At 63.3% G+C, this 15,780-nt stretch carries 11 protein-coding genes; 3 read left to right on the top strand and 8 right to left on the bottom strand.

Translation table 11 applies throughout. The features are described from left to right. Window positions 1–340 precede the first annotated feature (340 nt). From MUB52_RS12115 to MUB52_RS12100, 4 genes are read right to left on the bottom strand one after another with little or no spacing between them, the layout of a single operon-like run. Window positions 341–1,294, bottom strand: a complete 954-nt coding sequence (locus MUB52_RS12115; RefSeq protein ID WP_263844491.1) for an ABC transporter substrate-binding protein — start codon at window positions 1,292–1,294, stop codon at window positions 341–343. Window positions 1,295–1,334: 40 nt separating this feature from the next. Continuing rightward, window positions 1,335–3,161, bottom strand: coding sequence for an ABC transporter permease (locus MUB52_RS12110; RefSeq protein ID WP_263844490.1), 1,827 nt, complete (start codon window positions 3,159–3,161; stop codon window positions 1,335–1,337). Then, entirely contained in the window at window positions 3,158–4,147 is a 990-nt protein-coding gene (locus MUB52_RS12105; protein ID WP_263844629.1) for a quaternary amine ABC transporter ATP-binding protein, read from the bottom strand. The genes MUB52_RS12110 and MUB52_RS12105 overlap by 4 nt, the downstream gene beginning before the upstream one ends. A gap of 56 nt (window positions 4,148–4,203) precedes the next feature. Continuing rightward, window positions 4,204–6,522, bottom strand: coding sequence for a DUF1989 domain-containing protein (locus MUB52_RS12100; protein WP_263844489.1), 2,319 nt, complete (start codon window positions 6,520–6,522; stop codon window positions 4,204–4,206). A gap of 100 nt (window positions 6,523–6,622) precedes the next feature. Here MUB52_RS12100 and MUB52_RS12095 point away from each other — a divergent pair, with 100 nt between their 5' ends. Next, window positions 6,623–7,630 carry a LacI family DNA-binding transcriptional regulator gene (locus tag MUB52_RS12095; protein ID WP_263844488.1) on the top strand — a complete coding sequence of 336 codons (1,008 nt, stop codon included), beginning with the start codon at window positions 6,623–6,625 and terminating at the stop codon, window positions 7,628–7,630. 23 nt (window positions 7,631–7,653) lie between these two features. On the opposite strand, the gene MUB52_RS12090 is transcribed toward MUB52_RS12095, so the two are convergent. From MUB52_RS12090 to MUB52_RS12080, 3 genes are all read right to left on the bottom strand, one after another. Continuing rightward, entirely contained in the window at window positions 7,654–8,892 is a 1,239-nt protein-coding gene (locus MUB52_RS12090; protein ID WP_263844487.1) for an NAD(P)/FAD-dependent oxidoreductase, read from the bottom strand. Window positions 8,893–8,895: 3 nt separating this feature from the next. Beyond that, the gene (locus tag MUB52_RS12085; RefSeq protein WP_263844486.1) at window positions 8,896–11,112 is read right to left on the bottom strand and encodes a TRAP transporter permease; all 2,217 of its coding nucleotides are present in this window, start codon (window positions 11,110–11,112) and stop codon (window positions 8,896–8,898) included. Between the two features lie 94 nt (window positions 11,113–11,206). Beyond that, complete coding sequence (locus MUB52_RS12080) at window positions 11,207–12,217, bottom strand: TAXI family TRAP transporter solute-binding subunit (RefSeq protein ID WP_263844485.1); 1,011 nt, start codon at window positions 12,215–12,217, stop codon at window positions 11,207–11,209. Between the two features lie 109 nt (window positions 12,218–12,326). Between MUB52_RS12080 and MUB52_RS12075 the strand changes: the two genes are divergently transcribed. Both MUB52_RS12075 and MUB52_RS12070 read left to right on the top strand, forming a co-directional pair. Next, window positions 12,327–13,295, top strand: coding sequence for a LysR family transcriptional regulator (locus tag MUB52_RS12075; RefSeq protein ID WP_318527423.1), 969 nt, complete (start codon window positions 12,327–12,329; stop codon window positions 13,293–13,295). Window positions 13,296–13,396: 101 nt separating this feature from the next. Continuing rightward, on the top strand, window positions 13,397–14,281 hold the full coding sequence (locus tag MUB52_RS12070; RefSeq protein WP_263844483.1) for an MBL fold metallo-hydrolase: 885 nt from the start codon (window positions 13,397–13,399) through the stop codon (window positions 14,279–14,281). A gap of 72 nt (window positions 14,282–14,353) precedes the next feature. Here the strand turns inward: MUB52_RS12070 and cysG are convergent, their stop codons facing one another. Next, window positions 14,354–15,772 carry a siroheme synthase CysG gene (cysG, locus tag MUB52_RS12065; protein WP_263844482.1) on the bottom strand — a complete coding sequence of 473 codons (1,419 nt, stop codon included), beginning with the start codon at window positions 15,770–15,772 and terminating at the stop codon, window positions 14,354–14,356. Window positions 15,773–15,780 lie beyond the last annotated feature (8 nt).

Raw genomic sequence — 15,780 nt, 5'->3', positions numbered from 1 at the left:
CCCCCACGCGCAGCGCGTCCAGCGGCGGGCTGTCCAGACCGTCGATCTCGGTTTGCGACCAGGAGATTACAAACGTGCCGTTCAAGCCCGCCTTCATATGCCCGTCAGACTGCCCTGTTTTACTGGTTCTTCCTCGGTAGCAATCCGGCGACGCCTTGAAAACATGGGATTTCAAACGGTGCGAGAGTGTTGCAGTTGCGACTCATGCGTCTCTGGTTCGGGACCGTCTGCGATGCCGTGCCGATGCCTGATCGCGGGTCAACCGCCCGAAGGAAGAAAGCCTTCGAGCACGTGAAAGGCCGCGCCGGATCTGACGCGGCCGTTCACGTGTCCCCAGGGATCAGCCGTTGATCCAGGAGTTCACGGTTTCCTTGTTGTCCGCGATCCAGTCCTCGGCCACCTCGCGCGGGTCGCGCTTGTTCTCGAACATCTCGACGATCCAGCCGTTGATCTCATCACCGGTGAACTGCACGTTCGACAGCATCTTGGCAACGGCCGGGTTCCGCTCTTCCAGCGACTTGGAGTAGGCGACGAAGATGTCGTTGGCCGCGATCACGCATTCAAAGCTGGACACTTCGAGCCAGTCTTCCGCATCAAGATCGACATCCTCGCAGCCATCAAAACGCTCCGGCTCTTCGAGAGCGGTCAGATCGTACTTCACGTGGATCGCCTCGGGCGTCCAGTAGTAGAAGAGCTGCGGTTTGCCCGCGGTATAGGCGGCCTCAAGACCAGCCTTGAACGTATCGGCAGAGACGATGTTCGGCTCCCAAAGCCCGTCGAGACCGTAGGATTTGAACTTGATCTGCCAGCGCTTGGTCGAGGCCCAGGTCACGTCCCCGGCCCAGTATTCCCCCTTGCCATTGCCGTCGGTGTCGAACATCGCGGCAATCTCGGGGTTGTTGAGGTCCTCGATGGAGGAAACCTTGTCGGCCATGTAGCTCGGCACATAGATGTTGGACGTGCCCTTGTAGGGCTTGTTGGTCAGAACCGTCTGGTTCCCGTCGATGTATTCGTCCCAAAGCGCCTGCTGGTTGGGCATCCAGAGGTCGGTGTAGACGTCGATCGAGCCGTCGCCCTTGTCCATGCCGGCCATGATCACGGCGGCCTGGTTCATACCAGAGACGATCTCGGCCTCGCCGCCCATTTCCCCTTCGATGATGGCGCTCAGCACATGGCCGATGGCCTGCGCCCCGTTCCAGCTGAGGTCCGAGAGTGTGATCTTTTCCTGCGCGATACCGGGTGCGGCGCTGAAGGCCAGCGCGGCGGCGATGGCGGTGGATGTCCAAAGTTTCATGTTGTGTCTCCCTGTTATGAACGTGTTCGAGGTGTTGGTGTCAGATCCGGCTGAACGAGTTCCGGATCCCTTTGAGGATGCGGTCGATCATCATCGCAACGAGCGCGATGGCGATGCCCGCCAAAAGCCCCTTGCCCGCCTGCGCGTCGCCGAGGGCAGAGGTCACGATGGCGCCGAGCCCTTCAGCGCCGATGAACGCCGAGATGGTGGCCATCGAGAGGGCCAGCATGATCGTCTGGTTCAACCCCGCCATGATCGAGGGGATCGCCATGGGCAGCTCGACCTTGCGCAAGAGCTGCTTTTCGGAGGCCCCGAAGGCCAGCGCCGCCTCCTTGGTGCTTTCGGGCACCTGCAGAATGCCAAGTGCGGTCAGCTTGATCATCGGCGGCATCGCGAAGATCACGGTGGCAAGTACCGCGGGTGGCTGCGAGATGCCAAAGAAAGCCACGGCAGGCACCAGATAGCTGAGCGAGGGGATGGTCTGCATCACATCGAGGATCGGCTCGGTGATCCATCGGAACCACTTGTTCTTGGCCATCCATATACCGATGGGCAGCCCGACGAGTACGCAGACAGCCGTCGAGACAACCACCAGCGCCATGGTCTGCATCGCAATCTGCCAGAGCTCGAAGAGCGCAAGGAAACCCAAGGAACTCGCTACGAAAATGGTCGTACCGAGCCCCGCGAAGGCCCAACTGAGCGCGATGAAGAGAAACGCGACCACCAGCCAGGGGGTCTGCATGAAGGCCACCTCGACCCGAATGAGCGACTGCCGCAGCACATTGGTCATTGCATCAAAGCCGCCCGCAAACTGGGCGCGGAGGTAGTTGATGGAGATGTCGATGCTTTCGGCCGAATAGGTGAAGATGGTGACCTTGCGGCCCTCGACCGGGTCCTTGATCTGCTCGATCACCTTGGTCGCCCCCTCCCGGCCCGCGGCAATCGCCTCTTCGTCCGGCACGCGACGATAGGTGATGTCCTCTGGCGGCTCCAGCCGGGCGAGCGTCGGGAAGTCGTCGATGAAATAGCAGTCGAACTTGTCCCGCGCGGTGATGTTGGTGAAATCCTCGGTCAGCTCAAGATCCCGGCCCAGATCGCGCGCTTCTTTACGCAGCGCGGCCCGCTCCGATTTTTGTTCATCACTCAGCGTCTCGATCGCGTTCAGCGCCTCCATGCGGGTTTCCCGCTGCGTGATCTCGCCCGAGAGGATGGACATCAGATCCGTCACATCGCTGGCATCATAGCGGGCGAGAAGCGCCTCCACGCCTTCCGCGGCGCGGATGTGATTGAAGCAGGCTCGCTCATCCAGCCGCAGCTGGGTGGCGCGATAGGTGGTGAGCGGTGCGACGATCAGGATGACCATGACGCCCAGCACCAGCCGCTGCATGCTGACGCCGCTCGGCACCGCACTGTTGATCCGCCATCGGGCGTATTGGGCGTAATAGAGGCGGTTGGCCGAACTCGCCATCCACAGCCGCCCACCGATCAGCAGCAGCACGCCGATCCAGCTGTAGATGTTGATCCAATGCGAATAGCGCGCGATCAGCGTGGCGTTGGCCTCCGGGTTAAGTTGCGCCTCGGCCAGGAGCGGGCTGAACTTCACCACCTGCATCAGGCAGACGATTGCGGTCACGTCAATCGCCAGCGCGATCCAGAACAGAACCCAGACACCGCGGTACGCCGACCACAGCCAGGGCACAAGCAGCGCCCAGATGTTCAGGTGCCAGCGTGGCAGGGTCGCACGTTGCACCTTCTCGAAGACCGGCGCGTAGTAGGGCACCTTCTCCTGCAAGAAGGTGCCGACAGAGACGTCCCGATCATCAATCTCGCGTTGCTCCGCACCGCCGCCTATGACAGCTCCGCTCATGCCTCTGCCCCTCCTTGCAACCCTTTGAGAAGGGTGTCTTTCGTCACGATCCCCACAATCGAGTCGTCATGTTTGATCAGAACCGGAAGATCCGCACCGGTGCTGAGGCCCACGAGCGAATCCAGATCATCCTCGGGGCTGGCCACGGGGTAGCTCTTTGCCGGATCAATGGGCCCGTGCGCCGCGGCATGGGCGTCGGGGTTGACCATGATCTTGGAGGCCGACACCAGTTTGAGCCGCGAGATCCCCGCGACGAAGTCGGCCACATAGTCATCGGCGGGCGCGGTCACGATGTCCTCTGCCGTGCCGATCTGCACGATCTCGCCGTCTTTCATGATCCCGATCCTGTCTCCCATGCGGATTGCTTCATCGAGATCGTGAGTGATGAAGACAGTGGTCTTCTTCAGGTTCTGGCTGAGGCCCAGGAACTCATCCTGAAGGTTGCGCCGGATCAGCGGATCGAGCGCGGAAAAGGGCTCGTCCATCAGCAGGATTTCCGGATCCGCCGCCAGAGCCCGCGCGAGGCCGACGCGTTGCTGCATGCCGCCTGACAACTCCGATGGCAGTCGGTCGCCATAGCCATGCAGCGACACCGTCTCGAGCGCGCGGTCCGCGGCCTGCGCCCGGCTGTAGCCGTCGATCCCCCGCAGTTCGAGCGCGAAGCCGATGTTGTCGCGCACGGACCGGTGCGGCAGCAGCGCCATGTTCTGGAAGACCATGCCGATCTTGTCGGCCCGGGTCGCCCGAAGCTGCTCCGACTTCATCGCACCGATGTCTTCGCCCATGATCCGGATGGTGCCGGAGGTTGGCTCGATCAGCCGGTTGATGTGGCGCACAAGCGTCGATTTGCCGGAACCCGACAGGCCCATGAGACAGAAAATCTCGCCCTCCTCGACCGAGAAGGAGGCATCTTTCACGCCCACCACGGCCTCGAAACGCTCCAGCACTTCCGCCTTGCCAAGCCCTTCGGCCCTGATTGCCGCCATGGCTTCCGATGCCCGGCTGCCAAAGACCTTCCAGACGTTCTCCAGTTCGACGACACTCACGCCCGCGCCCTTTCTCTTTTGGGGTCGACGAAGGGGATGTCCGTAACCGTTGCCGACAGACGCTTCATGCGACCATCCATCTGCCCGACCTGCACTGCCGTTCCGTTGCCTGCGTGTTCGATATTGAGCCGCGCCATCGCGATCGACCGCTCCAGCATCGGTGAATGGGTGGCGGATGTGACCGTGCCGATCTGACGCTCGGTACAGAACACCGGCGCGCCATGCGGCGGCACGTCGGTACAATCAAACAGCAACCCTTTCAGCTGATGCCGCTGGGCGGTCGCGTTGCGCTCCAGCGCGGGCTTGCCCACGAAGTCGCTCTTCTTGAGATTGACGGCAAAGCCGAGCCCCGCCTCGAAGGCATCGACACCTGCGGTGAACTCCGCTCCGGCCGCGGCCAGCCCTGCCTCGATCCGAATGATGTTCAGCGCCGCAGATCCCATGGGCTTCAGCCCGAACTCCGCGCCTGCCTCCATCACGGAATCCCACAGCTCGACGGCATCTTCCTTCGAACAGAAAAGCTCGTATCCAAGCTCGCCCGTGTAGCCGCTGCGCGTCAGGAAGAACGGTGCCCCTTCCCGGTGGGCGACCCGCGCGACGGTGGCACCGAACCAGTTCAGCTGGTCGAGGTTGGGGACGTGCGGTTGCGTAAAGACGAGCTTCCTCAGGATCTCGCGCGATTTCGGGCCCTGCAGCGCAAGGTTGGGCAGCGCACCGCCCAAGTCGTGAATGCGCACCTGAAGCCCTTCGCGCTCGGCAAGTGCGGTCAGCGCCCGGCCGCTTTCCTCGGACCCGCAGCACCAGCGAAAGAGATGCGGCGCCAGACGGAACAGCGTCCCGTCGTCGATCACCTGCCCGGTGTCATCGCACATGACCGCATAGCTGCCCCGCCAAACCGCAAGGCGCGCGATGTCGCGGGTCAATGCGCGCTGCAACAGCCGCTCGGCATCCGGGCCCATCACGTCATACTTGCGCAACCCGCTCATGTCCTGAAGGGTGGCCGCCTCCCGGCAGGCCCAGTACTCGCCCAGCGTTCCGTGAGACGGGAACGAGACCGGCAACCACAAATCGCGCGCCGGGGCAAAATGGTCGGTGAGAGGCGCGAGCCGCTCGTGAAAGGCAGATTCCTGACTGATCTGCATGGGCGCATCCTCTTTGCTGCGATAAGCGACCGACCGCGTGATCCGCGTCTCGGGCCGATAGATGCGGACGTGAACATCGGTGGGGTTCCACCCGTTGATGGGGTCGATGTCGTCCGGGCAGGCGGTGCTCACACAGGTCAGATCGTCGAGCGCCTCCATCGCCACATAGTCTCCGGGCCGCGAGTAGCTCTCTTCGGTCTGCAGGTGATGATGCGCGTCGATCCAAGTGTTCCAGAAGAAATTGATCGCCGGCCACGCCGTACGGGGTGCAACGCCAAATGGCGCAACCGCGCGAGAGATATTGTCCGAGCAATTCACATGCCCCGGAAAACCACGCTCTTCATATCCGCGCGCGGTGCAGGCCAGACCAAAGGTATCGTGGCGCCCGCAGGTGTCTCGGAGAACCCGCAGCATCGGTGTCATCTCCGCATCGAAGAACTTGTCGAAGAGCCCCGGCCCCGGAAAGGAGCGACGCACCATGCTGCGCGTCGCGGTGCCGTCGATCATCCGCTCCTGCGCGCGGTCCAGGGCTGCCAGTCCAAACGCCTGGAAATCCGAACACTGCTGCCCCTCGACATCGATGATCTGAAGCACTTCGCCCCGCTGCAGCTGATAGGCCTGCGCCGTGCCCCGCGCGACAGTGAATTCATCACGCACATCACCCAGAGGCTCCGGCAGATCGAGTTGGCCTGCCTGCTTCGTGTGCTCGACGCGTGCAACACCGCGCCCCGTCCCGTTGACAAGATCGACCGGGGCCGCGGGGTTGACGATCCAGAGCGTCAGTGCAGAAGGCACCCGCAGCACGACCCCATCGGCCTGATAGGAGACCGCACTGGCCTCAAGGCTCAGCTCGCCCGTCACGCCATGCGCACCGAGCCATCCGGTCAACGGAGCAGCAGCGAAATCGCCGGCCGAGAGGGCCTTGGGCGGTGAGATCCCCAGATCGGCCTCGCGGCGCGCACCGCTGGGATCAAAGGCCAGGATAGCGATCTCCGCCCCGGGCCCTTCAAGGCTGATCCGGATGAGATCGCCTTTGACGGCCTTGACCAACAGGCTGCCACGCGGGTCGATCCGATGGGAGACAGTTGTCCTCTGCGGGAAGCCGGCAAAATAGCGACCATGAGCCATATGTCCGATGTTTGAGAAACTGCGCAAGGGGAGTAAGTCTTGCATATTGGGCCTGTACTGGCAGCATGTAACTAGTTTCATGATGTTTGAAACTAGTTACATCTGTCAATAGGCCTCGCGCAAAGGCGATGATCGGGAGGGGCGCTTGCCCAAAAAAGTATCGAAGAAGCGGCACAATATGCGTGACGTCGCGCGTCGCGCCGGTGTGTCCGTCGCCACGGTGTCCCGCGTGATGAGCGGTTCTTCGGCGGTGTCGCACACGACTCACGCGCGCGTCCGCAGCGCCATCGAAGCCCTCGATTTCGTGCCAAGCGCCGCGGCGCGCGCAATCAACTCCGGCCGGACGCATATGGTCGGCGCGCTGGTGCCGACGCTGGACAATGCCATTTTTTCCAGCTTTCTCGACGCGCTGGAGCTCGCGCTGGCCGAGCACGGGTTTTCGTTGGTCGTGGCGACGACGAACAGCGACCCCGAAAAAGAGGCCCAGCGGGCGCAGGACCTCCTCAATCTCGGTGTTGAGGGGTTCATCGTCTCCGGGATCACGCACAGCGACACGTTCGATGCCTTGATCCGGCGCTACAGGACGCCGGTGATCGCGACCTCCTACTTCGACCCCGAAAGCCCTCTCGTGACGGTCGGATATGACAACGGCGAAGCTGCCTTGCGCGCGCTCGATCACCTTCTGGAGATGGGCCACACGGCGATTGCGGTGCTGTCCGGGCCCACAGCCACGAACGACCGGACGCGTGTGCGTGTCGACGCTCTGCGCAGCCGGCGCGATCTGGCCCTGACGTTTCACGAGGTGCCGATCGACTTTGTGGCGGCGGCCCGCGCCGTCGATGGGCTGGTCGCACAGGCATCCGGGACCACGGCACTTCTGTGTCTGTCGGATGTCATTGCACAGGGCGTGTTGGCCGGGTTGCAAAGGCTGGGCCTGCGCGTGCCGGAGCAGATATCGATTGTCGGCGTCGATGATCTGCCGAGCTCGCAAAGCACCTGGCCGCCGCTGAGCAGCGTGCACCTGCCGGTCAAGCGGATGGGAACATGTGCCGCGGCCAAGCTCGCCAGGTGGATCGAGACCGGAGAGGCCGCGGCCCCGCTGAAGCTCGAGACCGAGATGGCCGCGCGGCGTTCGGTGCGGCGCCTCCCCTAGGCCCGCGCGAAGATCAAACCGTTTCAAGCAAACCGATGTACCGAAAACGGTGCGAGATCGACGTTGAGCGGCCTGTTCCCGACCACATCCGCCAGGATCTCACCGGACTTCGGCGCCATCATCAGACCATAGTGCGAGTGGCCGAAATTGGCGTAGAGGCCGTCGAGGCCGGCGATGGCCCCAAGCGCCGGACGGCTGTCCGGGAAGGAGGGCCGCCGCCCCATCCACAGCTGGGCGGGTGTGGTGTTCAACTCGGGGAACATCGCCCGGCCCAACCGCTCCAGCAGGCGCTGCTTTCGTGGATCGACCGGCGCGTCAATCGGCGCGAATTCCGCCTGACCCGCAAGCCGCAGACCGCCGGTCATGCTGCTTGCAACAAGCTTTGCATCGACATCGAGCACCGAGTTGTTGACCTCGACGCCCGGCTCGGAAAACTCCAGATGATATCCCCGTTCCGCCATCAGAGGCAGCCGCAGACCAAGCGGCGTCAGCAGCGATGCGCTCCAGACGCCGAGCGCCACGACGACCTTTTCACTGGTGTAACGCCCGGTCCGACCGATGACCGACCAGCCCTGCCCATCCCGTTCGATCCGTTGGGCGCTGTCGGTGACAAACTCGACACCCAGGCCCTTTGCCTTTTCGGCGAGCAAGTCACAGATCTGCCCCGGGGAGCGCGCACGAGCCTGCCCGCCCACGAGGATCGCCGCCGCGAAGTCCCGAGTGAGCGCGGGCTCGATCCGCCGCAGGTGATCAGCGCCGATCAGCTCGATCTCGGCGCCCTTTTCGCGGCGAATGGCATAGTCCAAGCTGTCCAGGGTCGCGCGGCTGCCATCCCGGAAGGCGTGCACGTAGAGACTATCGGTGATCAGATGCGCGCCCTTCGTGCCGGCCAGATGCCGCCTGTAAAGCTCGATCGAAGGGCCGCAGAGCAGCTCCATCGCGTCCGCACTCGCCCTGACCCGCGCCTCGCTGCCTTGCCACAGAAACCTCAGCCCCCAGGGGATCATGCGGGGCCAGACCTTCGGGTGGACTGAAAGCGGTCGGGCTGCGCCGAACATCAAATGCGGTATCTGCCGCCAGATGCCGGGCATGGCTTGCGGGATCACCGACCAGGGCGAGATCACTCCCGCATTTCCGTAGGATGTCTCTCTGCCCGGCGCGCGGCGGTCGATCACGCGCGTGGCGATGCCACGTTCGGCCAGAGACAGCGCCGTGCAAAGACCGACAATGCCAGCGCCCAGTATGGTGACCTTGTGCGTCATCGCTTAGACCGCAGGTTGGGCCCCTCGGCGCTTGGCGAGGACCTGCGAGGCAATTGCGGGTGATGCGATGATCAGCGCCGCAAGGTCGGCCTGGAGTGACGGCGCGATGAACACGAGCCCCGCGATGGCCATGAGCCAGCGGAAGACGACGCCCATCGGCACAAGCCAATACCCCACGACCGCAGCCGACAGGGCAATGACCCCGGCGATGCAGCTCGCCGCCGTATAGGTGAACTCCCAAAGATCGAAGCCCGTCGAGGAGACGAAGAGCAGCACCGGCGCATAGACGAAGGCCATGGGTGCCACCACCTTGCCCAGCCCAAGGGTGAAGGCGGATATCCCGGTGCGGAAGGGGTTCGAATTCGCAATCGCTGCGGCTGCGTAGGCAGAGGTGCAGACCGGTGGCGTGATCTCGGCCACGACACCGTAGTAGAGCACGAACATATGGCTGGCGATGGGCGGAATGCCGAGTTGCGCCAGCGCGGGCTGCGCAACCGAGACCAGCATGATGTAAAGTGCTGTCGTCGGGACGCCCGCGCCCATCAGAATGCAGGCCAGGGCAATGAACACCAGGCTGATGAACAATGTGAGATCTTCGACGGTAAACAAGGTCCAACTGCCGAAGGTGAACAGCCACGCCAGATCGCTGCCCAGGTTCGAGGCGGCCTGCGTGACCATGAAGCCGATGCGGAAGCCGACGCCGGTGGTGTTGATCACCCCGATGACAATCCCCACCGCCGCCGAAGCAGCGCCGACGGCGAGGGCGTATTTCACGCCGGTCTCGAAGGTATCTCCCATCTCGGAGATCGAGATGCGCCGCTGGGGGTTCAGGGTCGCCAGCACGGCACCGCCGATGAGGATCGCTGACATCGTCAGGTCGAACCCGCCTCCTGTGTACTTCCAGACGACGAAGGCGATGAAGGCGGCCGCATAGATCAGCGTCACGGGCTCCCGCGCCCGGCTCATCCCCGCGATGATGGCCAGCGAGATGCCGCAGAAGGCGGACATGTACGGCGTGTATCCCGAGAAAAGCACGACCAGAAGGCCCACGAGCGGCACGATGTTCGCCCAACCATCCCGCCAGACAGCACCGAGGCGCGGCAGCGCATCCTTCGCAAGCCCTTTCAGACCCAGCTTGCGGGCCATCAGGTGCACCACGGCAAAGACACCAACGTAGTGCAGGAGTGCCGGAAAGATCGCCGCGATCACGATCGTGGTGTAGGGCAGCTCGAGGAACTCGGCCATGATGAAGGCGGCCGCCCCCATGATCGGCGGGGTGATCTGTCCGCCTGCGGAGGCTGCCGCCTCGACACCACCGGCGAAATGTCCCGGATAGCCCAGCCGCTTCATGTTGGGGATCGTCAGCGCGCCGGTCGAGACGGTGTTCGCCACCGACGACCCCGAGATCGTCCCGAAGAAGGCCGAGGACACGACCGACACCTTGGCCGGGCCCCCGGTATAGCGCCCCGCAAGGATCGTTGCGTTGTCGATAAAGAGCTGCCCCAACCCGGTGCGCTGCGCGATCACCCCGAAGAGCACGAAGTGGAACACGATGGTCGAAACCACCCAGAGCGTCACGCCAAAGATCCCCTCCTGCGGGAAGTACATCGACGAGACGAAGGTGTTGAACTTCACGCCGGGATGCTGAAGCAGCCCCGGAAAATAGGGGCCGAACAGGGCGTAACAGATGAAGACGGAGATGATCAGCGGCAGGATCCAGCCCAGCGTCCGGCGTGCGATATCCAGCACCAGCACGATCAGGATGCAGCCGAAGAGCATGTCATAGCCGTTTGGGTTGCCCATTCGGAAGGTCATCTCCTCGACGCCCAGCCACTCGATCCCGCGCCAGGCGAGACCAAGGTAGAGGGCCGAGGCGACACCGAGCACCATGAGGATCAGGTCGAGAAAGGGCACACCCCCCAGTCGCAAGGCCCCGGTGTTCAGATCGAAAGATGTAGGTGTCTTCACCAATGGGTAGAGCGCATAGGTCAGGATGAAGAGACCGCTGAGGTGCCACCCCATGTGCCAGTAATCGGGCGGCAGCGCGAAGCCGGCCGTCAGATAGTGATACACGGCGAAGGTCAGCGCCACATATCTGAGGAACTTGCCGAACCCGGGCGTGACGGCGCGTGTGGCGGCACCCTCGTCGTATTTCTTTTCGATGGCGGCAAGCTCCTGCTCGCTCAACTCGCGCACGGGATCTGTTTGGTGGCGGCTCATCGCGCATCCCCATCGTCATGTGATGTGACTAAAAAGCGGAGCGGCGCGCGGATTACGCCCGCCGCTCCTGGCCGGTAAGGCAGAAAGAGAGGCCTTACTCCAGCAACCCGGCTTCCTTGTAGAACTTCTCGGCACCCGCATGGAGCGGCACGCCCAGCGCGGCAATCCCGTCGAGCGCCGTATCGGGCGTGATCTGTTTCCCCTTCGCATGACCGTTGTCGAGCAGCTTGCGGGTGTTGTCGTTCCACAGCGCCTTGGTGATGCCATAGACCAGCTCTTCCGAGAGGTCGGAGGAGACGACCAGCAAGGCCGACACCGCCGGCGTTTTCACTTCGTAGTCGACACCCTCGTAGACACCGGCCGGAATCGACGACGGGATGTAGGCCGGGATGATCTCGTTGATCTTGGCCAGATCCTCGTCACTGAAGCTGTGCAGGTCCATACCCTTGGTGGTGGCGAGTTGCACCATCGCAGAGACAGGCCAGCCCGCGGCGTAGAAGTACGCGTCAAGCTGGCCATCCGCGAGCCGTTCGGCGGATTGGCTGTTGTTCAACTCCGCCTCGTCCATATTGTCACGGGTCACACCCCACTCGGCGAGCATCTGCTCCACAGCCACCTGCGTGCCCGAGCCGGCCTGCGCGATACCAACCCGCTTGCCCGCAAGATCCGCGAGACTGGAGATCTGAGTGCCCTTCGGCATCACCAAATGCAGATCCTCCGGAAAGAGGTTCGCGACGATGCGCAGCTTCGGGTGCGGCTTGCCCTCGAACTTGCCCTCGCCCAGATACATCGAGCGTGTCACATCCGCGGCGGCAAGCCCCGCTTCCAGCTCGCCGTTTTCCACGGCCGTATTGTTGAAGACCGACGCGGTGGTGGATTGAGCAATGGCGATCAGGCCGGGCACACCGCATTGGCCACCCTCTTCGCAGGGCCGCGAGCCCGGAGGCGCGGAAATGCCGTTCGCGATGGTTCCGCCGATCGGAAAGTACGTGCCGCCGGCGCTACCGGTTCCGATACGGAAGAACGTGGGGTCTTGCGCAGCGGCCGTTCCGGCGACCAGCACGGCAGCCACGGCAGCTCCGGACAGTCTCGAAAATAACTTCATGAATTGTCTCCCAATTGACCGACTTCCGTTGGGTGAGTCGTGCGAAAATCGTACTCAACCAAAAAATAAATACAAATTTTAATATCTTTTTATTTGATAGATTTTTCTTATGCTTTGCGTGATGAATATCTCGCAGATCAGAGCCTTTCAGGCGGTCATGACCTCCGCATCGCTGTCGGACGCCGCGCGCAAGCTCGGGCGGACTCAACCCGCCGTAAGCGCCGCCATCAAGACGCTGGAAGACCAGTTGGGCCTGCAACTCTTCCTGCGTGATGGGCGCAAACTGGTTCCGGTTCCGGAGGCGCAATATCTGCTCACCGAAGCCGAGGCCATCCTCGGCCAGCTGTCGCGGGTGCAGCAGACCATGCGCAGCCTCAGCGACGGCAGCGCCGGCGCGCTCAACATCGCGGCAATGCCGGGGCCGGTCTCGATGCTGTTTCCGCGGTTTGTCGCGGAACAGATCGCGGGCAATCGTGATATCACGGTGTCGATGATGGCGCGCAGCTCGGCTCAGATTCTCGAGCTGGCCCGCGCGCAGAGCATCGATTTCGGCTTTGCGGATGCGCCTCAAGACACCGAGACGCAGACGCTCTATACCGCCGACGTGATCCACGGCGACTGTTTTCTCGCGCTTCCGGCCGATCATCCCCTGACCGCCAACACGGCGGTGTCGATCACCCAACTGGACGGCGTCGCCATGGGTTCGCTGCAGAGCACCCATGCGCATCAGCAGGATGTGCAGGCTCATTTCAAGGCGCAGGATCTCGCCTTCTCCAGCATGGTAGAGAGCCAGACCTTCCTGCCGATCCTGCAGTTCGTCTCGGCCGGTCAGTGCTGCGCGATCCTCGACCCGCTTACGGTGGTGCATGTCGAAGCAACTGCGGCCTCCGGCAAGACAATTGCATTTCGGCCCCTGCGCGAGGCAATCAGGTACCGCTACGCGGTTTTCGCGCCTCGATACCGGCCGATCTCGATCCTCGCGCAAACCCTGCGCGATGCCTGGGTTGCGGAGGTTCTGACGCTGCTCGAGACAATCGGTGCAAATCCAAAGCGCGACTGCGCTGTCGAGAGCGTTTGAGTCCATTCAGATCCAGTCTGGCGCGCGGGATCGCTGCGTCGTTGTTGACCGTTGCGGGACCGGGCAGGCGTGCTAGGCTGTTGCAAACGGGAGACGCTGGAATGACACTGCCCCAGGTTCACATGGACAAGCACCCCATCGTGCAGTCCTTCTTCGATGCGCAATCCAACACCATCAGCTACGTGGTCCGCGACCCAGACAGCACCGCTTGCGCGGTGATCGATGCGGTCATGAATTTCGACTATGCCGCCGGCCGGCTGAGCCATGACAGTGCTGACGAGATCATCGCCTACATCGAGGCCAACGGCCTTCAGCTTGACTGGATCATCGAGACCCATGTGCACGCCGATCACCTGTCGGGCGCGCCCTATATCCAACAGAAGCTCGGCGGCAAGATCGGGATCGGAGAGCATATCCAGACGGTCCAGGACACCTTCGGGAAGATCTTCAACGAAGGGACCGAGTTCCAGCGGGACGGCTCCCAGTTCGATGCGCTTTTCAAGGATGGCGACAGCTATCACGTCGGCACGCTGGAGTGTTTCGCCCTGCACACACCCGGTCACACACCCGCCTGCATGGTCCATATCTTCGGCGACGCGGCCTTTGCAGGCGACACCCTCTTCATGCCCGATGGCGGATCGGCACGCGCGGATTTTCCCGGCGGAGACGCGGGGCAGCTCTACGATTCAATTCAGCGCATTCTCACGCTACCGGACGCCATGCGTCTGTTCGTCTGTCACGACTACGGACCGGGCGGGCGCGCCATTGCATGGGAAACGACCATCGGCGAACAGAAGGCGGCCAACATCCATGTGGGCGGCGAGACCACGCGGGAAGCCTTTGTGAAGATGCGCACCGAACGCGATGCACAGCTGGCGATGCCAAGCCTGATCATCCCGTCCTTGCAGGTGAACATCCGCGCCGGCGCAGTACCGCGCGACAAGGATGGCAACATGTCCCTGAAGGTGCCCGTCAACAAGCTCTGATCGCTGGCGGTCGTTTAGGCAGCCAGGGACCCACGGCCTGCGTGTGAAAGACCTGCTCAGCCGCGGATCGGCTCACGCAATGGCCATCTGCGCCGACACGCGATGCTCTGGCAGCATTACATCTTCCGAGGCGGCAGCGCCCAGCGGCCAGCTCACCAGAATGACAGCGCATCCGATGACACCCTGCTCAGCGATGACGGTATCGAGACCATCGATGCGGCCACTCAGGATCCGCTCGGTCGGCTTGGAGACATCGACCGCCAGCGTGAAGGTCGATGAGGGAGGAAGTCCCCGATCGAGCAAAGCCGTCTTGATCGTTTCAGCTTGGCGGGTTGCCATGTAGAAGACAGTGCTGGTGCCCGGCCCGCTGAGGCGGACAGAGTCCGGCAACGCGCCGCCCTCCGCCCCCGTCCCGGTCGCAAGCACGAGCGCATTGGTCTGGCCCCGTTCGGTCAGGCTTCTTCCCGCGCTCGCCGCTGCAGCGCAGGCGGCTGTGATACCGGGCACGATTTCGACATCGATCCCACGCGCCTCCGCCGCCGCGATCTCTTCGCCGGCGCGGCCGAAAATGCCGGGGTCGCCGGATTTCAGGCGCACCACGCGTTTGCCCTTGAGCGCCTCCGCCACGATCAGGGCGTTGATCCGGTCCTGGGGCCAGGCGCTGGCCCCCACGACCTTCCCGACATAGACGCGCTCGGCATCGCGCCGCGCAAGTTCGAGCACATCGGGGTCGACCAGGCGGTCGTAAAAGATGACATCGGCTTCCTGCAGCCGGGCCACGGCGCGCAACGTCAGCAGATCCCGCGCGCCCGGCCCCGCCCCGATCAGACAGATCATACCCTTGCCCGAGACGTCGGGTGCACCGCCTGCCGCGATGGCACGCTTGATTTTTTCAATCGCGTCGCGCTCCTGTCCTCGCACCCAGGCCGCGCGCGGCGCATCTGCAAAGACCCAGCGCCAGAAGGCGCGACGTTGCGAGCGGGCCACTTGCTGCGCGACCGCGGCGCGCAACCGCCCCGCTGCTGCGGCCAACCCGCCGAGGGTCGGCGGCAGCAGCTCTTCCACGCTGGTCTTGATCTGCCGGGCCAGAACAGGCGCCGTGCCTTCGGACCCGATGGCCACAACCACCGGATCCCGATCGACGATCGAGGGGGTTGTCAGATCGCAGAGGTCCGGTTGATCGACCACGTTGACAGGGCACCCCGCCGCCTGCGCAATCGCCTGCAGGCTGGCATCGAGACCGGGGCATCCGGTCGCGATGAACCCCATCGCAGCACCTTCGAAGCAAGCTGCAGTGATATCGCCCTGGTGCCATCTGGCCCGCCCATCCTTGACAACGCCCAGCAGTTCGGGGTCGAGCGACATCGCCGCGATGTCGATCTTGGCATCCGTCTTGAGGATCAGCCGCATCTTCTGGGCCGCCTGCTCTCCGCCGCCCACAATCACGACCCGACGGCCGGTGGTGCGGATGAACATGGGAAAACTCTTCATGGCAATCG

It is taken from the genome of Roseobacter sinensis (assembly GCF_025755255.1).
GTDB classification, from domain to species: domain Bacteria; phylum Pseudomonadota; class Alphaproteobacteria; order Rhodobacterales; family Rhodobacteraceae; genus Roseobacter; species Roseobacter sinensis.
The sequence above is the reverse complement of the archived record's forward strand: the minus strand, read 5'-3'. Positions and strand labels throughout refer to the sequence as shown.